The following is a 23,454-nucleotide window of genomic DNA, read 5'->3' on the forward strand; positions in this document are numbered from 1 at the left end:
TTTATCGAATAAAATAGTTTTTTGTCTGTTTCATGCTTACATTCGTGTAGTTATTAATCCCAAATTGAATAATACCATGAAGAATTTTAAGATTACAGCCCTGTTTTTTTTAGCAACTATGTTTTCGTTTGCTAATGTTTCACTTAGTGAAAAAGATGCTTTAATAGCTTTGTACAATTCAACTAATGGAAACCAATGGAACACCACTTGGGATTTAAATGCCTCAATCGATACGTGGTATGGTGTTAAAGTAGAAAACAATCAAGTTGTTGAAATAAGTTTAGAATTTAATAATCTTCAAGGGACTTTACCAAATGAAATTGGAAATTTAATTGGTTTGGTAAAACTTAATTTAGGTTTTAATAAGTTAACAGGAACCATTCCTAGTACAGTGAAAAATTTAAAAGAATTAAAATCTTTAGAATTGTTCATGAATAGTTTTGAAGGTAATATTCCAGCAGAATTGGGTGCGTTAAACAAATTAGAAACATTAAAATTATTTGCAAATAAGTTTTCGGGAACCATTCCAACAGATTTAATGAAACTGAAAGGTTTAAAGGAATTATCGTTGGGTAGTAACATGTTAACTGGTACAATTCCTCATGAAATTTATGCACTTGAGAAATTAGAAAAATTAATTTTAATTGATAATAACTTAGAAGGTGAAATACCAAATGAAATCGCACAATTATCAAACCTACAAGAATTAGTATTATCATCTAATAAATTAACTGGTGATTTACCATTAAGTTTTATGAATTTAAAAAACTTAAATACCATGATGGTAAGCGATAATAATTTAAACAAAGAATATATTTCTGTTGTAAGAGGCGGAAACAATCCTCCAAGTTTAATGCAGTTAGATTTACAAGGTGAAACAGCTACAGCGACCTTAGATATAGAAAAAGAATAAATTATAATTATAAACAGAAAAAGGGTAACTAGTTAAGTTGCCCTTTTTTTTTGTCAATTTTATCATAATCAATTACTTATAAAAATCACGATTAATTTATTATAAAAACGCTTGTTATATTTAAAAAGGATTGTATATTTGCAATCCGAAACAACAATGTCGGTATTATGAACCGAAAGTTAAAAGCTAAGTTTGTTGTTGCGTTTCAAATCGCGGGATAGAGCAGTAGGTAGCTCGTCGGGCTCATAACCCGAAGGTCACTGGTTCGAGTCCAGTTCCCGCTACTAAACAAGACGGATCGGTATTTCTACCGGTCCGTTTTTTATTTCTATCCCCGTCATCCCCCGTAAATGAATGGATTAACCTGAAAATCGGGTTGAGACCTGAGGTTCGATATTCCCTTTCAACGGGATTGATGACAATACCCTTTGGGAAGATCAATTTTTGAACCGTTACCTTAGTTTCATAATCCCCTGAACCCCATATTTCATTGAGTTTTCCCGAGAAATGAACTAAATCCTCTACTCTTTTATCTAGGTTCGATATCCGAGTTTGAAAATCATCCAATTTCAACTCAACAGTCCTCAATTCCGCTACGGTTTCATTTCTAAAACGAGTATACAAGTCCTTATCTAAATTGTCAAACGCGTACTTTCGATCCAGTCCATCAAGTTTTCGATTCAATTCTTCTATTCTGTTCTTGAGTCTACTTTCCTCCTCAAAGAACACCTTGTTCTGTCCGTTAATGGTTAGTCTCATTTGTTCCTTGAAAACCTCCTGTAGGGTTTCTTTCAGTTTTAAACCCGACAACAAATCACTAAAAACATTATGAATACCCTCTTTGAGTGACTTTTTACTACTGTTTGCGTTGAGGTCTTTTGATTTACATTTTGAGTTTAAACACTTGTAATAATCGAATTTACCCTTCGCCTTATATCCGGTCATTTTACTGCCGCAACAACCACAATAGAGTTGATTTTGAAGTGGTCTTGATTGTTGATTGGTGTATGGTTCGTATTCATTCTTTGGTTTTGATTCCAATTGATCGTTAACGGTTCTAAAGTCCTCCTCAGACACCAAACCCTCCCAGTTACCCTTCAATACCTCACCATCCATAAATCTATTGACTTGGATTCCACAATAGAAAGGATTCCGCCACATTGAACTCACAAACTGTTTGGTCACTTTTAAACCTCTAACCCTGAGTTTATCTATTATCTGATGGTCCGGGATGTTTTGTAGTTTCCATTCCCACGCCAAACGAAGAAGTCTTCCTTCCTCGTTAATTTTGAGTTCTTGTATCCCCTGAACAAACTTGGAGTTTTTTACTCGAGGACCATAATGATCATATCCCCTAGGAGATTTACCTAACCAATTACCTCTACTGACAAAACTTTTTAGACCTGGGATTGTAAAAGTCAACCGTTCTACATTTTCTCTTCTTGCATGAACCAAAGAATCAATAATTCTCAATTCACCTGTAACAGTTGATGTATCTGTTTCTGTAGACACCTCAATTAGGTGAACACCATGTGTTTTAACTAAATCATCAACTAAACCGATGGCGCTACCTCCTGATCTTGAGAATCGACTCATTTTGTAAATCATTATCCCAAAGGGTTTCTTCTTACTTTCCTTGACTTCATTGATCAACTTTGTGAACTCCTTCTTTGTGAAGTCATCCTTTGCGGACTCATAGGTGTTACCAAATTCTCTAGTGATTTTGTAACCCATTTTCTCCGCCAATCGAGTAGCGTAGTAAATCTGATTCTCAATACTGTGGTTGGAGTCAAATTGATTTTTAGAAGAGACGCGGGTATACACCCACACTTCATTGTTTTTTATTTCTTCTGTTTCAGATTTTACAAATCGTTTAAAATATTCTGTATTCATTTTAATTAAGATCGTTGTGGTTACATATAATGTAACTAAGGTTATACAATTGATTAATGATTTCCATGACGATTTCTTCGGGTGTGTCATGATCACCCGTTAGTTCCCGATAGGTCTGGACCGACACTTTCGAGGTAGATAATTTTCCCAAAAGAGTTAGAGGATTACTCTATCTGCGATGTTTTAAGACCACAGTTTATACCATCTTGGCGTTACCCATGGATTTAAGTGGTAACATACCCTGACACCGTTACTCAAGGAGGGTCAGTCCTTAACCCAAAATTTGGGTGTATATAAAATATACAGAAAATTATCGAGATAGTCAACCCCAAAAAAAATTCGAAACTTTTTGACTTTTTGGTTTGCGGGACATATTTATATGTAACGACGGTAGTTGGTCGGAGGAAATGACGGCAGCGACTACTGTTTTAAGTTCAACTGTGGGACGAGATCAAATAGGACAAAATATGCCAGAACAAAGTTGGAAGGTATGATCTCAGGGGAACCGATTCCTCTAATGTAGCCAACAAACCGCGTCTTTCGGTGATGTCGCGGGACCAGGTCGAAACAGACATAAGACCTTGGGGTTTCCACCTCCTTAAACATGGGGTAAGGGGGAGGACTATCTCACCTCCAGATCTTCAACAGGTAAACCCTACGGGAACTAGAAGAAAATAATAAATAAGAACTAGATACTAGATCCCCCGGAATAACTAGACTAGATAAAAACTAGATAAATACTGGACATGAAAAACAAGAAAATAAAATCACTAACTATAAGAATAACAGAACACCAGTATCGAAAACTAATTGATACTATTGTTGAAGAAGAAATCAATAAATCAGAATTCATTAGAGAATCCATTGATTCGAAAATAAATAAACTAGTAAGAAATAGGAGAAATAATTTGTCGTAACAATTTAATCAACTTCTTTACAAATTAAAAAGGTAGTATCTCACAAAGTGTGTAAAGTTAAAAATATCGAGGGTTGCAACCCTCGATATTTTTTTGTTTAATTTTAAAATTTACACACTTATGAAGAAAGAAGATTTTCTAAACGACGATTTTTTAAAACAGTTTAAAACAGGAGACGAACTGACCTCCTTTCTAAAATCCATTCAAAAGCGAGGTATTGAAAAGATGCTAGAAGGGGAACTTGATGCTCATTTAGACTATGAGAAGCATCAGCAATCCGATAATAGCAATACCCGTAACGGCTATGGGTCTAAAAAGATAAAAACAGCTTTAGGAGAGACTAATATTAAAGTTCCCAGAGACCGGGACGCTTCTTTTAACCCTATGCTGGTTCCTAAACGCACTAACATGGTTGATGGCATAGAAAACGTCATTATCAGCCTTTATGCCAAGGGTATGAGTAATTCTGATATTGAAGAGCAAATCCGAGAAGTTTACGATTTTGATGTATCCACATCTACCATATCACGTATCACAGATAAAGTTACCAATGATATTGTTGCTTGGCAAAACAGACCTCTGGAGCCCGTATATTTAATTACTTGGATGGATGGCATCGTATTTAAGGTTCGGGAGAACTCCAAAGTCATTAACAAAACCATGTACATCGCCGTAGGACTGCGTAGAGATGGTAAAAAGGAAGTCTTAGGGCTTTGGTTGGGGAAGAATGAATCGGCAGCCTTTTGGATGAGTGTACTAACCGATATGAAAGCCAGAGGCGTTCAGGATTTGCTTATCACGGCCACAGATAATCTTAACGGTTTTACCGACACCATTAAAAACGTTTTTCCTGAATCTAAAACCCAAATCTGCGTGGTACACCAGATTCGTAATGCTTGTCGGTATGTTGTTTGGAAAGACAAGAAAGAATTTACAAAGGACATGAAAAGCATCTACGATGCACCCACCAAAAGTGCAGCAAAAGCCGCCCTAGAAGACTTTGCTCAGAAATGGGAACACAAGTACTCTTACGCTATTAAAAGCTGGAGAGATAACTGGGAAGAACTTACCGCTTTCTATGAATTTCCTTTAGAAATTAGAAAAATCATTTACACTACGAACCTTATTGAAAACCTTAATGGAAAAATCAGAAAATACACTAAAAACAAGCTCTCATTCCCAACAGATGAAGCTGTTATGAAGTCCACTTTTTTAGCCCTTAGAGAGGCTACCAAAAAATGGTCGATGCCTATTAGGAACTGGGGCATTATTTTAAACCAGTTTTTAACTATATTTGAAAAAAGGGTTCAACTTTAAAAAAGTTAAACCCTCGATTTTTAACTTACACACTTTACGGGATAGTGTCACATTTGTTGGCCAAAGCGTATTTCCTGTTGGACTGTATCCCTCAAGGCAATGGCTTTGGTTCTTTTGTCTATGCCTTGTTATTAGTTTTATTGAAAATGTTTGGTTACAACTCGTATGCTTTAATTAGGTAATGTCTTTTACTTTCTTCCGTAATCGGCTGGAATTTCACCCCAAGCTTTGGTTTCCCATTTCAAAATTTTGTTTTCAATTTCATTGTTATTTAGCCATGTTTCTGCTCTACTTATTAAATCAAAAACTTGTTTATTTTCTTCAGTTTTGTCAGTGTAAGTGCCGCATTCTTTTCGGTTTACCCAGCTAATCGCAGTTGTACTGTCGGTATATATAGGTCTTTTGTCTCCTTTTTTTTTCATTAATGCAACAGCATGAACAAGAGCAAGAAATTCTCCTATATTATTAGAAGCGCCTTTGTGGGGGCCTTGTCGGAAGATAGCCTTTCTGGTTTTAGTATCAACGCCTTGATATTCCATTAATCCATTTTGCATATTGCAAGCTGCGTCAACAGAAATACTATTCAAATTTGGTTTTCCAATTTTTTTTAATTCATCGTCGGATAATTCGGTTTCAAATATGGTTTTTCCCTTATAATCTTCATAACTTTCTGAATAAGCTTTTTCAGCTAATTCTCTTGTTTTAAATGATTTATATTTGGCTCCTTTATAGCCGTGAGTACTTTCTGTACATTCTGCCCAACTTTCTAAAATTCCCTTTTTTCTGCCTTCCCAGACAACATAATATTTTGGTTTAGCCATAAGTTTTATTCAATCTTAAAAAATTAACGGTTTGTTTGAGGTATTGTGTTTCAAACATAAACAAAATCGTACAAATAAAGCGTCATTTTGTAAGAATTAAATTTCTAAAATTTAAGGCTAACAATTTTAGAGTTATAATTTTATATTAAGCCAGTATCTAGTGCTTTTAAGGTCTCCTGTTTTTAATAAAATGTTGTTATACACTAAATCTTTCAAATCTCGTGTAGCGGTAGATGCTGAAGTTTTAGCAATACGTGTGTAATTAATAGCACTTAGTCCGCCATCAAAACCATTGGGGCCTGCATTAAAAAGTCGTTCAACAACTTTTAATTGGCGTTCATTCATTAGTCCTTTATAACGGTCGTAAAACTTAGCCTTTTCTATTAAAAAATCGATAAGGTTTAGTGTTTCTAATTGGGCTTCTAATATGGTTTTTCCGAAATATATTAGCCAGTTTGTAATTTCTAGGTTTTTATTGTTGTTTTCCAAAGATGTATAATAATCTTTTTTGTTGGCTTCAATGGTTTTAGAAAGCGATATTAAAGAAGCTTGTCCAGAACTTAAAGAAATTGATTTTTCTGCTATTGCACGTCCGATACGTCCGTTACCATCTTCAAAAGGGTGAATACATACGAAATACAGGTGTGCAATTCCAGCTCTTGCTATTGGTGACATTGTACTAGATGTATGTACTTCATTAAACCATAAAATAAACTGTTGCATCTCTTCTTTCATTTTATCTGAAGGAGGCGCTTCAAAATGTACAGTAGGTTTGTCTAATCTACCTGAAACTACCTGCATAGGGTCTTCATGAGTTCTATATTTTCCTATTTCGTTTAAATCCCTTCTGCCATTAGTAATCATTTTATGCCAATTAAATAATAGCTCATCTGTTAATTCGGTACTATAATTTCTGTATAAATCGACCATCATTTCTGAAATCCCAAATTCAGCAGGTTTCACAGCTTTTTTATCCACGCTAAGTCCGAGGTTTCTTTTTATTGATGATTGTATGCTATCTCTGTCTAGATATTCACCTTCTATTTCAGAAGTTTTAAGGGCTTCGTTAGATAGAATTTCAATAATGAATTGTGCTTTTTCCTCGTCGTTTACATGCTTAAAGGCACCTAATACCGTGCCAGTGTTCTTAGAAAATTGAAACTCTAGTTCTTTAAGTTTATTTTCGTCATATGTAAATTGTGGCCATTTTTCAGATTGCCAATTCCATATTTTTCTAGCCATGAGCTATAAATTTTGTTTTTATAGCTCAAATATAAGTAAAAATTGAGCTATAAAATAAGATTTTATGGCTCAAAGTTATAAACCGAGTTTTTCTTTTATTTGAAAATCGTACAGTTTATGCATGTCTTGAAAATGTATTTCATTTAATTCTTCTGCTTTATGCTTTCTGTAGTACCAATATGAATTAAAAAGCCCGCCTTTTAAGAACAGATCAATAGTATGTCGGTTTTCTTCAAATGAATGCCTTATGTCTTGAACGTAAAAGAAGTCTATGCCTATCTTGGCTTTTAAAAATCTTAACGATATGTTTTCACCAATTCTGGGTAAATATTTCAAAGGTTTGCAATTGAACGCTCCGAAATTTTTGTGGTATTCTACATGAATTAGCATCGTTGTTTTGTTGAACTCAAACTCAAAGTCTTCATCAAAAGCAAATATTTTGTCGTAAATTTCAGTAAGTTGTTTTCTAAGCTGGTAAGACTTTAAACCAGTTACTGCTTCTATTTCCTTCATTGTAGGATAAGGTATATCGTAATCGTTGTAATAATCTTTTGCAGATAAAAAGCTTATTAGTGACTTGTATTTTTCCTTATTTCCAAATTCTTTGGAAACTTGTGGCAAAATAGACAGTATACTGTATAAGATTTCTTTGGGTGTTGAAGAATATTTCATAATATTTAAGTGTTGATTATAAGACTTTTAAGTTATAAATAAATGTGTATATTTGCTTAGAAAATAATTATAAATCAGAGAACACAATTACGTACACGATTATATCAAAATAATGCTAAATAGCGTAAAAAAGGGTTGAAATATCAAACTCATAACCCGAAGGTCACTGGTTCGAGTCCAGTTCCCGCTACTAAGTACAAAACGGTTTAGTGAAAGCTAAAACCGTTTTTTTTATGTCTTAAAATTAGATAGAACTCACCGAAACAATAAACGTATTAACTGAAATATTGAGCTCTTTAACTGATAAAGCCACATGGTTAATGGATAAATAGATGTCTTTTTTATTCTGGCAAACAATAGCTCTAGAAAACGGAATTAAAATAAGAAGGATAATTAATTTGTTTATGATTTATTATGGTTAATCAACTTTATTTAAAACAGATTGCCATGCGGTTAATTTCCATATACCATCTAATTTACACTGCACTTCTAAAAATCTAATAGTAAAATCTGTTCTCCCTAAATTAACATCTACCTTACCTGATAGAATCGCTGTGTTTCCATAAATTTTTACATCTACATCTCTTGGAACAAATGAAATATAATGGATTCTTTTAGATTTTATTGTTTCAAGATACCCCAATTTTGTTTCTGTCCAGCCGGTTGTGTGGGCATAAGTTAGGTCGTCTGCTAAAAGATTTTTTAATTTATTAATATCGGCATCAATCATTGCCGAAATTCTGGATGCTTGAGATTTTAAAACTTCTTTTTTTAAGATATCAAGACTTACATCTTGAGCAAAACCTTTGTTACAGAATATGAATAATACAAGAAGTATAATTTTTACTGATTTCATTTTTATGGTTTCAATGTTATAGGTTTTATATTTAGAAATGTTTCGTATGTCTAAAAAAAAACCTCGTGTTTTACAAGTAATCAATTTGTATTTCTTGTTTTCCTTTTTAAAAAATCATCTATACGTCTCTTATTTTCTTGTTGTAATAATGATGGGTAGAGATTTAATAGCGTATTAGGAATCATCATTGCTAGAGCAAATAGTATTCCCACAGTTATACTTTTATAAATAGCAACAGAAAAAACAAAAACAAATCCTATTAAATGACTAATTTCAGACAGCGTCATTTCATTTCTAATTACAACTAAGTCTGTATTTTTATTTTCCAGTTTAATTTTCTGATTAAAAAATTTGAAGAAACTGTTTTTTACAATCCACTTAAAATATTTAATTCCAATGCGTTTGTTTAGTGTTCTACTTTTAATAAAATTTAGATTTGATATTTTTTTGTAAAATTCTGTTTTAACGAGCATACTATTAATTATCATCCCAACAATCCAAGATATGAACGACATTGAAATCCCATAAACGAATCCTAATTTTAAGCTTTCTATTATCATTTAATTTTTAAAATTAATTGCAATATTGATGAGTTTCGAATCAAACGAAGTTTAAAAACTAAATTTAGTAAATAAATCACATATAAAACATGCGATAATTCTTGTGTTCGGGCCACACAAGTAATATTTTTTTTAAGCTTTTTGAGTTAGTTTTTTTAGAATGTCATGGATAAGTTTAACCCTAAGTCGCGGCCATTATAAAAAGGCATAACCATTCCGTTGGCGGTTTCTTTGTTTTTAAATAGCGTTTTTTTGATTAATGGATGAATCCAATACGCTATTTTAGTACTTAAAATTCCTATGCCTGCACCAGCAGCAACATCGGTTAGCCAATGCCTGTTATTGTACATTCTAAACATACCTGTACCTGTTGCGACAATATAACCTGTAACACCATACCAGACAGAAATATCTTTGTATTCTTGATATAAAAATTCGGCTCCCATAAAAGCAGTGGCTGTATGACCAGAAGGGAAAGAGTTTTTTGATGTACCGTCGGGCCTTTCTACATTTCCTGTTTGTTTCAATATATTTACTGTGCCTCCCATAATTAAATAGGCGGTGCCTAAAATTATGGTTCTGTCTTTAAAATTATTTTTTCCCTCGATACCAAACGCGTTTATAGCATAAACTGATAAAAATGGACTGTATTGAGAGAAATCATCAATAGTTAGTTTGGTGTCGATATGTTCTTTTATTTCATTTCGTGTATTTGTATTTATAAGCTTTAAGGTGTGGCTTTCCAGACCAACAATTCCATAACCTATTAAAACGGCAGGGATTATTAAAGATTTATATTTTAATTGATGATTGTTTTTGTTTTGTAAGGAGTCTGTTTGAGAGGTTTGTCCGTTAAGCTGTTTGAAGCAAAAAAGGATAAGCAGGCATATTATTTTGTTCATTTTGTTTATTCAAATTACAAAAAAATGGTTATTAAGAATTGAAGTTTCTTGTTTTTATAAGTGTAATTTTAAAGTAGAAAAGTTGTTTGTAAAAGTCTCAATTTTATTTATAAGTTAAATTTCTGGAATAGGCTCAACGAGTAATTTACGCCCTTTTTTATCGAAATAAGTTACCGTCATTTCAATCATATGAGTCGTCCATTTTTCTACTCCGGCATCTGCGGCTTGTTTGCAAAATGTAGGATAATCTGTTTGGCCATTTTGGTGAATTGAAATGGCATCCTTTAAGTCTTTCGATGTGCTGAGATTATTCACTTTAATTTTAGAATATTTCGCTTCGCCATCAAGTGTAAAATTAGTTTTCCCATAATATTTTGTTCGCCCGTCTGACACAAAATTATCATAGTGCGTAACACCAATTTTTTTTAAATCTTGAACAAATTGAGGGAAATCTGAGCCGCTTTTTACTTTTTTAAATGCATGGTGTATTTGTTCTCTGGTAAACATGTTTAATAGTTCTGTATTATAATTATTTAAGGTTTAAATTTAAAGTTTATTTGTATGAATTTTACTTTTTATAAATTGAGATAGGTATTGTAAATGTGTATGAGTAGTTTTAGTTTTTATTAAACATAGTAAATATAAAAAGCGATTAATAGTATTATTCCTGTGATAATAAACAAAATCAATGTGTTTTTATCATATCCTGAACTCCATGGTTTAATGTTTTCAGAATTATAAAAATCTTCTTTATCCAATCCGTTGCCTTTTTGAAAAGTATCTTGGTTGTATTGAAATATTAACGAATCGTTAGGTAAATGTTCTTTGTAGGTTTGAAAGGATTTTGAATTCTCTAGTAAAATTCTCAAGTTATTCATAACAGAACTACCAGGGTTTCTTTTAATATGCGTTCCAAAAACACATTCTGTTACTGCTCGCATGTAAATGGGAGGGCCTAAATGAAATACACCACGAGGGTTAATTAAAAATCTGGCTTTTAAGTTATATTCAATCGCTTTTTTGTAAATGGGGTTTTTTCTGCAACTTATTATTAAATCTTGAGAGAAATCGATATCGCCGTGGGTAGGTAATATACATTTAGTTTCATTTTTAATAATAGCATCAAAAGGGATATTACAATATCTGTCTACATCAACGTATATACCACCTTCGTGATAAATCTTTAGCAATCGCCAAAGGTCAATTTTCTCAACAATTTTTTTGTTTTTAATTTTTATGTAATCCCATTTTTTTAATTTTTGTTTAAGATAGTTTTCAACATCAATATCATCACTAATTTCTAATTTATAATTGGGGTTTATTCTTTTTAAATTAGCTAAACCATTTAAAATTACTGGTGATTCATTATCAAGAATGTTTTTTGTTTTCCATGAAACATGAATAATTTTAGGAATGTTTTCATGTTTTGATAAGTCAAGTTTTACGGTAGTATTTATAGTAGGTTTCAATTGAGTTTTTTTAGGTGCTATTTCTTTTTTTGTTTAACGCAATTAAGCCTAATATTGGACCTAAGGCTAATATTATATAAATATATATAGGGTTCATTTTAGCTTGTAAAACATTTAGAAGCTGGATACTTATTATGGTTATTGAGAAACCAATGCAATTTACAATGGTAAGCGCAGCTCCTCTTATTTCTGCTGAGGCATTTTGAGCAACAAGCGTCGAAAACATAGGTGAGTCTGCAATAACAACCATTCCCCATAAAAGAAGAAAACTAATAAAAAAGCTTTCAGATTCTATCAAGAACATTAAGGGAGAAAAAAGACAGCAACCACAAGATAAGAGAAGTGTTATAAATGCTATTTGCTTAGTTCCTAATGTTTGTGAGAGATATGCGCCGAGTACACATGCTAATCCTCCAATTCCTATAATTAGGAATGACAATAATGGAATATTAAACGCCGTTTCAGGATGTTTTATACTATATGTTTCTAGTATCATTGGTACAAATGCCCAAAAGGCATACAGCTCCCACATATGGCCAAAATAACCAAAAGCAACCGAACGAAATTTATGATTTCGAAATACAGTAAAAGAGGCTAGTATTTCTAATTTGTTTCCAGGTTTTCTATAAGGGCCGTCTGGCACCATGATAAACATTAATAGGCCACCAAACGCTCCTAGAATTGAAGTTAAAACTAATACAGATTTCCAAGGAAAATCTCCAGTTATATCCTTCACTAAATGAGGGAAAGCAGTGCCAACCACCAATGCCCCAACTAAGAATCCAAGTGATTTGCCTAGTCCTTTTTCATAATGGTCTGCAGCTATTTTCATTCCAACTGGGTATATACCTGCTAAAAAGAAGCCAGTAATAAATCGAAGTGAAAGGATGCTTGTTAAACTGTTTCCTTCCCAGATTAGCCCTATATTAAATAGGGATCCTAATAATGCACATGTTAAAAAAACTTTTGATGGCGAAAATCGGTCGGCAATACTTAAAATAGCGAAAACAAGCGTGCCTAAAATAAAACCAAACTGTACAGCCGATGTTAAGTGTCCTAAATCACTCGCTTCTAGGTTGAAATTTACCATAAAATTGCTCATTACAGCATTTCCTGCAAACCAAAGTGATGTACAACAAAACTGAGAGATCACAATTGAAGGAAGTATTAAATTAGATCGGTTCATGCTTAGTTTTATTTAAGCATTCAAGAACTAATTTTAGTTTTAAGAATAAACTTATGTAATTTTTCACAGTGTTAAATACCAATTTTTTATGCGAGAACTTTGTGTTTAGGTAGTTTAAACTCTTTGTCTCTAATTTTTCGTTGTTTTACTTCTTCGCCATTATCTACTCTAAAATATTTTATTTCGTAAATAATGTCACCTTCAAAATTTTGCCCAAAAAGCAATATGGAAAACAATAGGAGTAATATTATTACTGGTTTTCTCATGTTTTAATTGAAGGTTTTTTATAACGGTTAGTTACAGGTTTAAAATTAATAATTTCAGCTTCGGTATTGCTATTGTTAATCTAAGTTAATTCATACTAAGTCGAGTCTACCGTAATTCTATTTATGCATTATTAGCCCTTGTGTTTTTTAGTTGCGTTCAAAAATCATTATTGTATTTTCAGGATCATTTTGATTTATGTTTCCTATTTCAAATTTATTATTATTAATTGTTTTGTAATGAAGAACTCTAGGGGATTCTTCATCCGCTTCATTACTACTAAGTTCTATCATTCCACTATCAAGTAATCGTATTGAGAACGTTCTGGTAATTGGATTTTCGCCATCAGTTATTCTTTTTTCTTGTAATTGGTTGTTATTAGAGCTAAAAATTAGAGTTGTTCTGTTGCTCTCGGGTGTTATTTCTATAAATTCCCCTGTTAAAATTCCGTTTAATACCTGTGTTTCAGAATTAGAGCACGAAAAGCATCCAAGAATTGCGATAAAAATAAAAAGTGTTTTTTTCATAATTATATTATTTTGTATTATTTAATGCTATCTGTAGCCTCTATAATTGTTGGCGAATATCCATGATTTTTAAAACTTGTGCAACAATTAAACCACTAACTACAGCGCCCAGAATGTATATTTTATAATCGGATTTCTGCATTCGTATATTTTTCTTTATAAAGATACTTTATAGATTAATAAAAATTCTTAAAAGCATATCCAATTAGTTCGGCAGTGCTGCTTAAATTTAATTTTTTTAAAATATTTTTTCTATGTGTATCTACAGTAAATTTGCTAATTGCTAATTTTTTAGCAATTTCGTTTGAATTAAATCCTTTTTTAATTAGTTCAATAATTTCTTTCTCTCTGTTTGTAACAACTAATGGCTCGTTTTTATTTCTTGGATTTGGATTTACAAAACTATTAACCCCATTTAAAACATTAATTATTGTATCTTTTACTATACAAGATTCTGTTGTTTTAGCAATATAACCATTAGCATTTACCTTTTTGCATTTTTCAATTATATCATTAGAGTCAAACATAGAAATCATAATAATTTTAATAAAAGGGTGTTTTTTTTGAAGAAGTTCGCAAATTTCAAAACCATTAAATCCTTTCATTTGAATATCTAACATAATCAAATGAGGTATTTTTTTGTTGATAGATAATTTTAATTCTTCCAAATTATTGCAGGTGTCGATTACTGTAAAATTGGGGATGTCTTCAATAATTCTTTTTAAGCCCTCTGCAAATAACTGATGGTCATCAACAATAATAATATTTTTTTCATTTTTCTGCATAATTAGATTTTATGGGTAAATGAATGATAAACGTACTTCCTTTACTATTGCTAGAAATGTGAATAGTACCCTTTAAGTTTTTAACTCGTGTCTTTATGCTTTCTAGTCCTAAACCACTATATTTCTTTTTGATATTAAAACCTATACCATCATCTTCTGCTAAAATTTCAATTTTATTTTCTTCTTTAATGATTTGTAATGTTGCCTCTTTTGCTTTAGAGTGTTTTACAATATTTATAATTAATTCATTACTTATTTTATAGATAACTTGATTGAATCGATTTGTAATTTCTAAATTTTCGCACAAACAGATAAATGTAATTTTAAGCGTATTAGCGCTATTTATTGCTTCAATTTTTTCATGTAAAGCAACTTTAAAAGGTTTGTCTAAATTATTTAAAGTAAGTTTATTAAAGAAAACTTTTAAGTCAGAACTTGCTTTGGTAATCATGGTAGATAGGTGTTTGTCTTCTTTGTAATTATTTGTTATAATTAATTTTAAAGCACTTATTGTTGCACCTAAATCATCATGTAAATCTTTAGCAATCTCAATTCTTTCACTTTGTTGGATTTCAATTTTTTTTCTGTAATAACGTTCTTTTTTCAATTTTTTTTCTGACAATAAAGAAAAATTATTCTTCATCGTATTTTGATATCTCCAAGCTAAAAAACAGCCAATTAATAAAAATTCAAAACAAACAATCCAGTAAAAATAATTCGGATAGGTGATGGTGTAATAATTAAGGATACCAGCATAATTTAAAAAATATCCTGCAGGATTATAATATAAAAATAATGTTCCTATAATTAGAGCTAAAAGTTTTAGAGTTAGTTTGTTGAATTTTTGCCAAATAATAAGTAGAGTTATTAGTAGAATTCCGAAAATCACGAAAATACTAATGTCCCATAAATAAGAGAATATACCTGAATCAAAAAGCATTTCTTCTTTAAAAAAGTAAAAAATTATGGAGAAAATTACACCGAATATTAAAAAGACATTATTTGTTTTTTGTAAAAAAATATTATTTTCTTTATTCTTTTTTTGATAAAGAATAAAATTTACAATCTTAAAATGTAATGCTAGCGTAATTACCGCCAGAGGTAAAGAGTGTAAATTATTAGCTATATCAAATAAATATTTATTAGTAATTACTGTAACTAACAACTCTTCTCTTAAGCTTAGAAAAATTACAAAGAGTAAATAAACAGCATAAGTAAAGAAAACATTTTCTTTTGCAATAAAGCCCAATATTAAGCTTATTGCGCTAATTAAAAGAAACCCACCAATAAAAAAACCAATTTGCCAGTAAAACTTTTTTTCCCACATTAGGTTGTCTTCAGGTGTGGTTAAATCCATTACAGCATTTTGCGTGTTTCTTAAATTTTCAATTTTTACAAAATAGGTTTCACTTTGGTTGGGTTGTAAACTAATTTTTGTGGCAGGGAAACGAGTTCTAACTTTTTTATTGTTTCGTAGAGTATTGTTGATGAGTTTATCAACCACGATAAAATCGTTTTTATCTTTTTTATAAAAAGTGATGGTATCTGCTTGGGTATAAATTCCCCACCAATAATCATTATAATTGGCTCCATTATTTTTTACAGTTAGTTGTAGCCATAAAGGATATGGGTTTTTACCAAGATTTAAGGTTTTATCCTCATCCCAATGTTGAAATTTTTTATTGACAAATGTTTTTTCACAATCGTAAACACTTGCTATTTTGGTGCTATCTACCCAGTAACTTGCAAAATTGCCAAGAGATTTTCTGTTGATACCATCTACAAACAAGGTATCAATGCTTTGTGCATTGCTTTTAATAGGTAAAAAGCACCATATCAAGAGTCCAAAAAACAGCCAATTTTTCATCTTTTAAAACTAACCATAAAAATGCACAGAAAAAAAAATTAAAAAATACCTATTAGAGGGTATATGAGAACTTTTTTTTTGAGGTTAATTTGAGAATAAATCATTAAAATTCTATTATGAAAACAAAATTTACTTTAAAAAATCTATTTTTTACACTTGCATTTGTTTGTTTTTACACAATAAACGCGCAAATTTATGTTGACAACAACACAGGTGCCAATGCAGCTTTTAGTGATTTACAAGCAGCAATAGATGCAGCCTCACCTAATGATGTGATTTATTTACAGCCTTCGCCTAATATTTATGGTTCAACATTAATTACAATTAATAAGCCATTAACGATTGTTGGTAGATCTCATTCTTTAGAAAATTATGTTGCAACAACTAATAGTATTCTAATTAATGAACAGGGTTCAGGAACAACTTTAAAAGGAATTAATGTAGGTGTATTTAACGCTAATATTACCATTAAAGGAAAAGAAAGTACAGGTGCAGGTGTGCCACCTGTTATTGTTGAAAATATTGCCATAATAAATTGCAAATTCCAGACTGCAACCATTGAATCTCTGCCATATGAAACTGCTACAGTTGGTGCAAATAATGTAATTATTCAAGGATGTGTTTTTAACAGAATTTGGAATAGTTATGCAGCTAATTTAACTATATCTAATAATGTAATTCTAGGTTCTAGTAGTACTTTTACATTGCCTACTTCTGCAATTATTACAAATAATATGTTTATTGGTCAAGCTCCAAATATTTCAAAACAGCCAAATGCAACTGGAATATTTACAATTCAGAATTCTATTTTCATTAAAAATGACTCTTCACCAAATACTTTGAATATGTCAAATGCTAAATTAGAAAATTGTTTAACCTATAATTATGGGCCAGGAACTTATGATATTGATTCAAATACACAAAAAATGAATAGTTTGGAAAATATTAACCCTATGTTCACCAATTTTACTCCAGATGCAAATATTGAATTTAAGTTAGATGCAGATTATACTCTACAAACAGGCTCACCAGCTATTGGTGCAGGTATCAATGGTGAGGATTTAGGTGTTTTTGGTGGTGGTTTTAACTTTAGCAATGTAGGTATTCCTGCCGGCTACCCAACAGTAAATATTATTTCAAGCACTGCAAGTTTGCCACAAAATGGTAGCTTAAAAGTTGCATTAACTGCTAAAGCACAATAACATGAAAACAAAAAATTGTTTACTTATAATGCAATGTTTGTTTTTTGTGGGTTTTGCACAACAAAATATCAACAGCATTGAATATTATTTTGATGCAGACCCTGGTGTAGGGAATGCAACTACTTTAACGGTTACTGCAAATGCAAACATCAATGAAAGTTTTACACTACCTATTGGCAATTTAACCGAAGGTTTCCATACTTTGTATTTACGTGCCAAAGATGATGCCAATGTTTGGGGTTTGTATGATAGACGTGTGTTTTTTGTAACTGCAGCAGCTTTATCAAACAATGCAACCTTAACCAATATGGAGTATTTTTTTGATACAGACCCAGGTGTAGGTAATGGTACAGCATTAACTGTGCCTATAATCCATCAGCAGAAAACATGTTTGATATTGATATAAGCAGTTTGCAACAAGGAAGCCATTTGCTTTTTATAAGGGCAAAAAACAGTGCAGATATTTGGAGTATTAATGCCATGGCTGCTTTTACTATTGAGAACACCTTAAGTATCCAAGATTTTTCAAACCAGTTTACCGTTTTTCCAAATGCTTTTCAAGATAACATAAACATACAATCAACTTTAGAAATAGAAAGTATTCAAATTTATGACTTAACCGGAAAAGTTGTTTTGAAACAAAAATTTGAATCTAATGAAATTAACACCAAAAGTTTGTCAAGTGGCACTTATTTTTTGGTGATTAATTCGAATTCGGGAAAAGCTGTGAAAAAGGTTATTAAGAAATAAGAAGAAAAGCGTATTAATAGTAAAAAAGATGCTTTTAAAACAAAAGCATCTTTTTTACTAATTTTTGAAAACAAAAAATAAGTTTATGAAAAATTCAAAAATAATATGGTAGTATCTCACAAAGTGTGTAAAGTTAAAAATATCGAGGGTTGCAACCCTCGATATTTTTTTGTTTAATTTTAAAATTTACACACTTATGAAGAAAGAAGATTTTCTAAACGACGATTTTTTAAAACAGTTTAAAACAGGAGACGAACTGACCTCCTTTCTAAAATCCATTCAAAAGCGAGGTATTGAAAAGATGCTAGAAGGGGAACTTGATGCTCATTTAGACTATGAGAAGCATCAGCAATCCGATAATAGCAATACCCGTAACGGCTATGGGTCTAAAAAGATAAAAACAGCTTTAGGAGAGACTAATATTAAAGTTCCCAGAGACCGGGACGCTTCTTTTAACCCTATGCTGGTTCCTAAACGCACTAACATGGTTGATGGCATAGAAAACGTCATTATCAGCCTTTATGCCAAGGGTATGAGTAATTCTGATATTGAAGAGCAAATCCGAGAAGTTTACGATTTTGATGTATCCACATCTACCATATCACGTATCACAGATAAAGTTACCAATGATATTGTTGCTTGGCAAAACAGACCTCTGGAGCCCGTATATTTAATTACTTGGATGGATGGCATCGTATTTAAGGTTCGGGAGAACTCCAAAGTCATTAACAAAACCATGTACATCGCCGTAGGACTGCGTAGAGATGGTAAAAAGGAAGTCTTAGGGCTTTGGTTGGGGAAGAATGAATCGGCAGCCTTTTGGATGAGTGTACTAACCGATATGAAAGCCAGAGGCGTTCAGGATTTGCTTATCACGGCCACAGATAATCTTAACGGTTTTACCGACACCATTAAAAACGTTTTTCCTGAATCTAAAACCCAAATCTGCGTGGTACACCAGATTCGTAATGCTTGTCGGTATGTTGTTTGGAAAGACAAGAAAGAATTTACAAAGGACATGAAAAGCATCTACGATGCACCCACCAAAAGTGCAGCAAAAGCCGCCCTAGAAGACTTTGCTCAGAAATGGGAACACAAGTACTCTTACGCTATTAAAAGCTGGAGAGATAACTGGGAAGAACTTACCGCTTTCTATGAATTTCCTTTAGAAATTAGAAAAATCATTTACACTACGAACCTTATTGAAAACCTTAATGGAAAAATCAGAAAATACACTAAAAACAAGCTCTCATTCCCAACAGATGAAGCTGTTATGAAGTCCACTTTTTTAGCCCTTAGAGAGGCTACCAAAAAATGGTCGATGCCTATTAGGAACTGGGGCATTATTTTAAACCAGTTTTTAACTATATTTGAAAAAAGGGTTCAACTTTAAAAAAGTTAAACCCTCGATTTTTAACTTACACACTTTACGGGATAGTGTCAATAATATTGATAGTTTTTATCAGTTGTTTTCAATTTGTTTGTTCGCAAACAAAACAATTCTTCACTTCGTAAAGAACTAAAAGAGCTTATCTTCTTATCCTGAAATATAACTTCAGATTAAAATTGAATTTCGGCTTTTAATTTATATGCCATATTCGGTATTTTGAAATCTAAAGATAAGTGTAATCTTATTGGGTTGTATAAATTAATTGTATTTTTTGTAGTTTTTTCGCTTTATTAATATTCGAAAAGGTTTGATCTAGATAAAATTCGTCTGTAAGAATTCTGTTAAATGTTTCTGCAAGGGGGTTTTATAATAATAATTTTAGGTTATGTTCATACCTATCTTATTTCTTTTCAATATTTGTGCGTAAACATTGCTCTTGTATTGAACACTTCTATAGGAATAATGAGCTACTCCTAATAATAAGAAATACATATTTTTACTACTCTTTGAGTGAACTTTTTGGATTCGCAGGTGCTACCAAATCGTCCTGCTGGATTCCATTTAAATTCAAAAGAAATACCTGAGATTTTTCAAAATCCGGCAATACTATTGAAATCTCATTGTTAGTAACCTTAATATTTTTATTAAGCACTTCAATAGGTTCCTTTGTTGGTTCATTTCCCGAATAAAGCACACGTTGGGCGACAACTTTAACAGCGCCATTGATGTTCAAGTAGGGCGTTGAATCGATATTTTTGAAGCGTAATGTTACGGATCCCGCATCTTCAAGGGCGCCTATAACAAAGTTTGCATTTCCGGCATAAGCATCTTTTCCCCCAATACCAATAAGCTTTGAGGTGTTAGAAATATCTACAAGGTTGCCTGTAATATCTGCGTACCCTTTGTATGCCCACCAAATCGATTTTGGTTTGCCGTCACAGGTGGCCAGATTATTCAGTGTTTCAGGGCTGCATCCCGAGCAGTCACCATTACTCCAGCACGCCCTAACAGCCACGTCTATTTTGGCTTTATGCAATCCTACAAAATACTTTATAATCTTTGCTCCATCAATGTGTGATTCGTATCTGCTATATTCATTAATATGAAACTGAGGGATAGTGATATCGTGTTCTGCCATAAACTTGCGAAGTTGAGCGGTATGTTCTACTACTAAATTCCCATCAGAGTGCATTTCGTGCCAGCAAAGTGCGGTAGGTAAAACATTGTTTTTTTTGGCATAGAGAAGAAAATCTGTGATTTTGGAATACGGAAATTCTTTAGTGTAGCTTGGTCCTACTATTACGGCATCTGGCTGTTTGTCGCGTATTATCTGGACTGCCCTTCGCCAAGTTTCTAAAAAGCGTTCTTCACTGCGTGGCCAGTATCTTTCGTAGTTGCTTTCGTTCCAGATATCGTAGTAAATATTTAATTTATTAGTTAAGATAGTGTCAACATAATTACTTACCAACTTCTCCCACTTTGTCCAGTTTCCATTATCTCCTGGCCATTCTGTACCAGAGTATCCCCAACCATCAGATAGTACCATGGTAAGTGTTCCTCCAAAATCTTGTATTCTATCATAAATTGCCCGGTCTAAAGCTGCGCTAGGCCTATGCCTGAAGTGTTTAGGTGCAAGCGGATCAAGAGTTTGAGTGGATGCAACAGTCTTGCTTCGAACCGTATGGAGAAAACCGCTAGCCACATGAGTCATTGGGCCTTTATTAGTTGAAAGATCAATTATGACCTCTTGTGCACCAGAATAAGTACACGAAAAAGTTAGTACTATTAAAATTTTTAATATTCTATAATTCATCATAATATGATTTTTTTTATTGCCAGATGGAACTTGCTTGTAAGATATTCATAATTTTTTGAGTTTAATAATTATGCTCGATTCATTGATTATTTTTTTGTTACCATGCTTCACTTAGTACATGATTTCGATTAAAAAAAATTAAGCCCAACGTTCTCGTATAATAATAGTAGCAGAATGTATGGCGCTTTCTTGGCGAGTTAAAAAAAAAGTTGAAGCGGGCTAAAATCTTGAATTTACTTCTGAATTTGCTATTGCTTTATAAACTGGTGTTTAGTGTTTTATTTATTTTTTCAAGCTTTTGTGTTAGATAAAATAAGTAATTATCCTAATCCTAATTTATAATCTAAGTCTAATTCTTTAATAACTTCTTCTTTAGAATTTACCAATATTTGTATCCATTCAGTGAAGTTTTGAACTTTATAATGTAATTTTTTATCACTTATACTATAGTAAGCTAAAGGCCATTCTCCATCTTTAGTGTCTTCCGTAGTTAACCAACACCATGCTCCGCCATTTGAATCTTCAGCCATTAAACATAATAATGAGTCTACTTTTATTTTTTTATTATCTAATTCTATTTTTTCATCTAATTCCTTTCTATAATTAGATAACCAGGACCTATTACGAATACTGTCAATTGAATTTGCGTAAATCCAAGTTCCACCATCTCCAAAATATTTTAAAAATAGTTTATATGATAGAGGTAAGGATAAGTTTATTTGCTTTTCTATTTCAATTAATTCTGTTTCTGTTAGGGTTGGTTGGACATCTAGGTGGAATTGAAATTCTTCTAGCATTGTAATAAGTAGCCTAGATATTTTAAGTTTATTATATGAGGATTCATTAATAGCTTTTATTCTTTTAGCTATTTCAACCCTTTCCTGCATTTTCTTTTTTATAATATCAGATTTCTTTTTGTTTTGAAAATGTAAGAATCTGACAGTTAATGAAGCAATAAAAATAATGGTAAAAATTTCAATTCTCATTTATTTCATATATTTTCCCTATAAAAATTAGAAGCTAGTAAACGATTAACTAACATTGGTTTAGAATAAAATGAACAATTTTTTACACGGTGTTAGCATACGTTTTTATTCAATTAATTTTTCATAATCCACGCTAGCTTTTGTTGTTTCTTTTGGGTTTGAATCCAAGTATAACTCATAACCTATAAGAAGTTTCACTTTTTTTAATTCACCAGCTTCAATAGAAATTTCTTCAATAATTTCACTCTGTTTCTGGATTCTAATAGAGAATTTTCTTTTTCCAATATTTTTAACTACTGCATAGCAGTTTTGTCCAAAATAAGGATTAATTGTTGCATCTTGTCCAGATCCTTTTCCTGTTATTATCATACTTTGCGAGGGTTCGAGCTGGAATTCTGTTTGAGCTGTCAATTCAAAAGATGTAAAGAATAATAAGCAGATTACTAAAATTGATGTTTTCATTTATTAGAATATTTGTTTGACGTTTTTATAAATGTATGATGATGATCTTGTATAATCGTTAGTTATTCAAAAATACAGTAAGTTTTTCAACTTAGAACTGATGTTAGTAATTACAACGGATTCAGATTTAGTCGAATATGGCGTAATTGCTGTTATGCATTGTTGTGCAACGTTTTTTGTTTTAGTTTGTAATTCCAATTTCAGCAAACATTTTTTTCAATTCTTTAAATTCAGCTTGAGTTTTCAATTCGGTTAGTTCACGCTTTTTGCCGTTTAATAATTTAATTGAAAATCTACTTCGACCAAGAATTGATTTTTCTTTCAATTTGCAAATTTCGGTGATAGGTATTTTTTCTGTTGTTGTTCTTTTAAAAATAAACAGATAAAGTATTATTAAAGATGCAATTCCTAAAGTGAACCAAATAATTTCTTGAAATCCTATTCCCGTTTTTTTCAGATTGAGAAGTCTTAAAACTGCATTCAATAAATTTAAAATCATTAAAAATTTCATAACGAAATAATAATTTTTCACGCCGTCTTTAATTTCAATTGTTTTCTCTATTTCATTATATTTTATATTCATCTCGAGATTTTTGTTTAAATGTTGTCTAAAAATGGTTATGAGTAGTTGCATGATTTAGCGTTAAACTTAGCAAG

24 protein-coding genes and 1 tRNA gene are annotated in these 23,454 nt (G+C 31.8%); 7 read left to right on the forward strand and 18 right to left on the reverse strand.

Annotated elements, in window-relative coordinates; all coding sequences use genetic code 11:
- The first annotated feature begins 76 nt into the window (after positions 1–76).
- Positions 77–913 (forward strand): Two component regulator three Y domain protein, encoded by an 837-nt coding sequence (locus AW14_RS06330; protein WP_044638053.1) that lies wholly within the window; start codon positions 77–79, stop codon positions 911–913.
- A gap of 211 nt (positions 914–1,124) precedes the next feature.
- Positions 1,125–1,197, forward strand: a tRNA-Met gene (locus tag AW14_RS06335).
- On the opposite strand, the gene AW14_RS15305 is transcribed toward AW14_RS06335, so the two are convergent.
- On the reverse strand, positions 1,157–2,896 hold the full coding sequence (locus AW14_RS15305; RefSeq protein WP_084708923.1) for a recombinase family protein: 1,740 nt from the start codon (positions 2,894–2,896) through the stop codon (positions 1,157–1,159). The genes AW14_RS06335 and AW14_RS15305 overlap by 41 nt on opposite strands.
- A 947-nt stretch (positions 2,897–3,843) precedes the next feature.
- Here AW14_RS15305 and AW14_RS06340 point away from each other — a divergent pair.
- Positions 3,844–5,040 carry an IS256 family transposase gene (locus AW14_RS06340; protein WP_044637031.1) on the forward strand — a complete coding sequence of 399 codons (1,197 nt, stop codon included), beginning with the start codon at positions 3,844–3,846 and terminating at the stop codon, positions 5,038–5,040.
- A 188-nt stretch (positions 5,041–5,228) separates the two neighbouring features.
- Here the strand turns inward: AW14_RS06340 and AW14_RS06345 are convergent, their stop codons facing one another.
- The 13 genes from AW14_RS06345 to AW14_RS06405 all read right to left on the reverse strand — a co-directional run bounded on the left by AW14_RS06345 (position 5,229) and on the right by AW14_RS06405 (position 16,191).
- On the reverse strand, positions 5,229–5,861 hold the full coding sequence (locus tag AW14_RS06345; protein ID WP_044638054.1) for a ribonuclease H1 domain-containing protein: 633 nt from the start codon (positions 5,859–5,861) through the stop codon (positions 5,229–5,231).
- A 132-nt stretch (positions 5,862–5,993) separates the two neighbouring features.
- Complete coding sequence (locus AW14_RS06350; protein WP_044638055.1) at positions 5,994–7,103, reverse strand: Fic family protein; 1,110 nt, start codon at positions 7,101–7,103, stop codon at positions 5,994–5,996.
- Between the two features lie 75 nt (positions 7,104–7,178).
- On the reverse strand, positions 7,179–7,775 hold the full coding sequence (locus AW14_RS06355) for a hypothetical protein (protein WP_044638056.1): 597 nt from the start codon (positions 7,773–7,775) through the stop codon (positions 7,179–7,181).
- 418 nt (positions 7,776–8,193) lie between these two features.
- A complete protein-coding gene (locus AW14_RS06360) occupies positions 8,194–8,631 on the reverse strand; it encodes a nuclear transport factor 2 family protein (RefSeq protein WP_154662123.1) in 438 nt (145 codons plus the stop codon).
- 80 nt (positions 8,632–8,711) lie between these two features.
- On the reverse strand, positions 8,712–9,191 hold the full coding sequence (locus tag AW14_RS06365) for a glycosyl-4,4'-diaponeurosporenoate acyltransferase CrtO family protein (RefSeq protein ID WP_044638058.1): 480 nt from the start codon (positions 9,189–9,191) through the stop codon (positions 8,712–8,714).
- A 155-nt stretch (positions 9,192–9,346) separates the two neighbouring features.
- Entirely contained in the window at positions 9,347–10,093 is a 747-nt protein-coding gene (locus tag AW14_RS06370; RefSeq protein ID WP_044638059.1) for a phosphatase PAP2 family protein, read from the reverse strand.
- 114 nt (positions 10,094–10,207) lie between these two features.
- Entirely contained in the window at positions 10,208–10,600 is a 393-nt protein-coding gene (locus AW14_RS06375; RefSeq protein WP_044638060.1) for a DUF1398 domain-containing protein, read from the reverse strand.
- A gap of 119 nt (positions 10,601–10,719) precedes the next feature.
- Positions 10,720–11,562 carry a glycosyltransferase family 32 protein gene (locus tag AW14_RS14435; RefSeq protein ID WP_052647439.1) on the reverse strand — a complete coding sequence of 281 codons (843 nt, stop codon included), beginning with the start codon at positions 11,560–11,562 and terminating at the stop codon, positions 10,720–10,722.
- A 10-nt stretch (positions 11,563–11,572) separates the two neighbouring features.
- Positions 11,573–12,748 (reverse strand): MFS transporter, encoded by a 1,176-nt coding sequence (locus AW14_RS06385; protein WP_044638061.1) that lies wholly within the window; start codon positions 12,746–12,748, stop codon positions 11,573–11,575.
- A gap of 86 nt (positions 12,749–12,834) precedes the next feature.
- Positions 12,835–13,014, reverse strand: a complete 180-nt coding sequence (locus tag AW14_RS06390) for a hypothetical protein (protein ID WP_044638062.1) — start codon at positions 13,012–13,014, stop codon at positions 12,835–12,837.
- Between the two features lie 147 nt (positions 13,015–13,161).
- Positions 13,162–13,539 (reverse strand): hypothetical protein, encoded by a 378-nt coding sequence (locus tag AW14_RS06395; protein ID WP_044638063.1) that lies wholly within the window; start codon positions 13,537–13,539, stop codon positions 13,162–13,164.
- Positions 13,540–13,715: 176 nt separating this feature from the next.
- Positions 13,716–14,324: a response regulator transcription factor gene (locus AW14_RS06400; RefSeq protein ID WP_044638064.1), complete on the reverse strand. Its 609-nt coding sequence runs from the start codon at positions 14,322–14,324 to the stop codon at positions 13,716–13,718.
- Complete coding sequence (locus AW14_RS06405; RefSeq protein WP_044638065.1) at positions 14,311–16,191, reverse strand: sensor histidine kinase; 1,881 nt, start codon at positions 16,189–16,191, stop codon at positions 14,311–14,313. The genes AW14_RS06400 and AW14_RS06405 overlap by 14 nt, the downstream gene beginning before the upstream one ends.
- Before the next feature lie 116 nt (positions 16,192–16,307).
- Here AW14_RS06405 and AW14_RS06410 point away from each other — a divergent pair, with 116 nt between their 5' ends.
- From AW14_RS06410 to AW14_RS06425, 4 genes are all read left to right on the forward strand, one after another.
- On the forward strand, positions 16,308–17,393 hold the full coding sequence (locus AW14_RS06410) for a right-handed parallel beta-helix repeat-containing protein (RefSeq protein ID WP_044638066.1): 1,086 nt from the start codon (positions 16,308–16,310) through the stop codon (positions 17,391–17,393).
- Between the two features lies 1 nt (position 17,394).
- Positions 17,395–17,799 carry a hypothetical protein gene (locus AW14_RS06415; RefSeq protein WP_044638067.1) on the forward strand — a complete coding sequence of 135 codons (405 nt, stop codon included), beginning with the start codon at positions 17,395–17,397 and terminating at the stop codon, positions 17,797–17,799.
- Positions 17,781–18,143, forward strand: coding sequence for a T9SS type A sorting domain-containing protein (locus AW14_RS06420; RefSeq protein ID WP_044638068.1), 363 nt, complete (start codon positions 17,781–17,783; stop codon positions 18,141–18,143). Before AW14_RS06415 ends, AW14_RS06420 begins: the two co-directional genes overlap by 19 nt.
- A 196-nt stretch (positions 18,144–18,339) precedes the next feature.
- Positions 18,340–19,536, forward strand: coding sequence for an IS256 family transposase (locus AW14_RS06425; RefSeq protein ID WP_044637031.1), 1,197 nt, complete (start codon positions 18,340–18,342; stop codon positions 19,534–19,536).
- 496 nt (positions 19,537–20,032) lie between these two features.
- On the opposite strand, the gene AW14_RS06430 is transcribed toward AW14_RS06425, so the two are convergent.
- The 4 genes from AW14_RS06430 to AW14_RS06445 form a co-directional block, all read right to left on the reverse strand.
- Positions 20,033–21,349, reverse strand: a complete 1,317-nt coding sequence (locus tag AW14_RS06430; protein WP_044638069.1) for a hypothetical protein — start codon at positions 21,347–21,349, stop codon at positions 20,033–20,035.
- Between the two features lie 320 nt (positions 21,350–21,669).
- Entirely contained in the window at positions 21,670–22,335 is a 666-nt protein-coding gene (locus AW14_RS06435; RefSeq protein WP_044638070.1) for an SMI1/KNR4 family protein, read from the reverse strand.
- Positions 22,336–22,440: 105 nt separating this feature from the next.
- Positions 22,441–22,797 carry a hypothetical protein gene (locus tag AW14_RS06440; RefSeq protein ID WP_044638071.1) on the reverse strand — a complete coding sequence of 119 codons (357 nt, stop codon included), beginning with the start codon at positions 22,795–22,797 and terminating at the stop codon, positions 22,441–22,443.
- A gap of 181 nt (positions 22,798–22,978) precedes the next feature.
- Positions 22,979–23,380: a hypothetical protein gene (locus AW14_RS06445; RefSeq protein WP_154662124.1), complete on the reverse strand. Its 402-nt coding sequence runs from the start codon at positions 23,378–23,380 to the stop codon at positions 22,979–22,981.
- Between the last annotated feature and the right edge of the window lie 74 nt (positions 23,381–23,454).

It is taken from the genome of Siansivirga zeaxanthinifaciens CC-SAMT-1 (assembly GCF_000941055.1).
In the GTDB taxonomy this organism is placed as follows: domain Bacteria; phylum Bacteroidota; class Bacteroidia; order Flavobacteriales; family Flavobacteriaceae; genus Siansivirga; species Siansivirga zeaxanthinifaciens.

What these genes read in the sequence shown, in the direction of transcription:
- AW14_RS06330 (WP_044638053.1), top strand. Translation starts at nt 77, where the DNA reads ATGAAGAATTTTAAGATTACAGCCCTGTTTTTTTTAGCAACTATGTTT.
- AW14_RS15305 (WP_084708923.1), bottom strand. Translation starts at nt 2,896, where the DNA reads ATGACACACCCGAAGAAATCGTCATGGAAATCATTAATCAATTGTATA.
- AW14_RS06340 (WP_044637031.1), top strand. Translation starts at nt 3,844, where the DNA reads ATGAAGAAAGAAGATTTTCTAAACGACGATTTTTTAAAACAGTTTAAA.
- AW14_RS06345 (WP_044638054.1), bottom strand. Translation starts at nt 5,861, where the DNA reads ATGGCTAAACCAAAATATTATGTTGTCTGGGAAGGCAGAAAAAAGGGA.
- AW14_RS06350 (WP_044638055.1), bottom strand. Translation starts at nt 7,103, where the DNA reads ATGGCTAGAAAAATATGGAATTGGCAATCTGAAAAATGGCCACAATTT.
- AW14_RS06355 (WP_044638056.1), bottom strand. Translation starts at nt 7,775, where the DNA reads ATGAAATATTCTTCAACACCCAAAGAAATCTTATACAGTATACTGTCT.
- AW14_RS06360 (WP_154662123.1), bottom strand. Translation starts at nt 8,631, where the DNA reads ATGAAATCAGTAAAAATTATACTTCTTGTATTATTCATATTCTGTAAC.
- AW14_RS06365 (WP_044638058.1), bottom strand. Translation starts at nt 9,191, where the DNA reads ATGATAATAGAAAGCTTAAAATTAGGATTCGTTTATGGGATTTCAATG.
- AW14_RS06370 (WP_044638059.1), bottom strand. Translation starts at nt 10,093, where the DNA reads ATGAACAAAATAATATGCCTGCTTATCCTTTTTTGCTTCAAACAGCTT.
- AW14_RS06375 (WP_044638060.1), bottom strand. Translation starts at nt 10,600, where the DNA reads ATGTTTACCAGAGAACAAATACACCATGCATTTAAAAAAGTAAAAAGC.
- AW14_RS06385 (WP_044638061.1), bottom strand. Translation starts at nt 12,748, where the DNA reads ATGAACCGATCTAATTTAATACTTCCTTCAATTGTGATCTCTCAGTTT.
- AW14_RS06390 (WP_044638062.1), bottom strand. Translation starts at nt 13,014, where the DNA reads ATGAGAAAACCAGTAATAATATTACTCCTATTGTTTTCCATATTGCTT.
- AW14_RS06395 (WP_044638063.1), bottom strand. Translation starts at nt 13,539, where the DNA reads ATGAAAAAAACACTTTTTATTTTTATCGCAATTCTTGGATGCTTTTCG.
- AW14_RS06400 (WP_044638064.1), bottom strand. Translation starts at nt 14,324, where the DNA reads ATGCAGAAAAATGAAAAAAATATTATTATTGTTGATGACCATCAGTTA.
- AW14_RS06405 (WP_044638065.1), bottom strand. Translation starts at nt 16,191, where the DNA reads ATGAAAAATTGGCTGTTTTTTGGACTCTTGATATGGTGCTTTTTACCT.
- AW14_RS06410 (WP_044638066.1), top strand. Translation starts at nt 16,308, where the DNA reads ATGAAAACAAAATTTACTTTAAAAAATCTATTTTTTACACTTGCATTT.
- AW14_RS06415 (WP_044638067.1), top strand. Translation starts at nt 17,395, where the DNA reads ATGAAAACAAAAAATTGTTTACTTATAATGCAATGTTTGTTTTTTGTG.
- AW14_RS06420 (WP_044638068.1), top strand. Translation starts at nt 17,781, where the DNA reads ATGTTTGATATTGATATAAGCAGTTTGCAACAAGGAAGCCATTTGCTT.
- AW14_RS06425 (WP_044637031.1), top strand. Translation starts at nt 18,340, where the DNA reads ATGAAGAAAGAAGATTTTCTAAACGACGATTTTTTAAAACAGTTTAAA.
- AW14_RS06430 (WP_044638069.1), bottom strand. Translation starts at nt 21,349, where the DNA reads ATGATGAATTATAGAATATTAAAAATTTTAATAGTACTAACTTTTTCG.
- AW14_RS06435 (WP_044638070.1), bottom strand. Translation starts at nt 22,335, where the DNA reads ATGAGAATTGAAATTTTTACCATTATTTTTATTGCTTCATTAACTGTC.
- AW14_RS06440 (WP_044638071.1), bottom strand. Translation starts at nt 22,797, where the DNA reads ATGAAAACATCAATTTTAGTAATCTGCTTATTATTCTTTACATCTTTT.
- AW14_RS06445 (WP_154662124.1), bottom strand. Translation starts at nt 23,380, where the DNA reads ATGAATATAAAATATAATGAAATAGAGAAAACAATTGAAATTAAAGAC.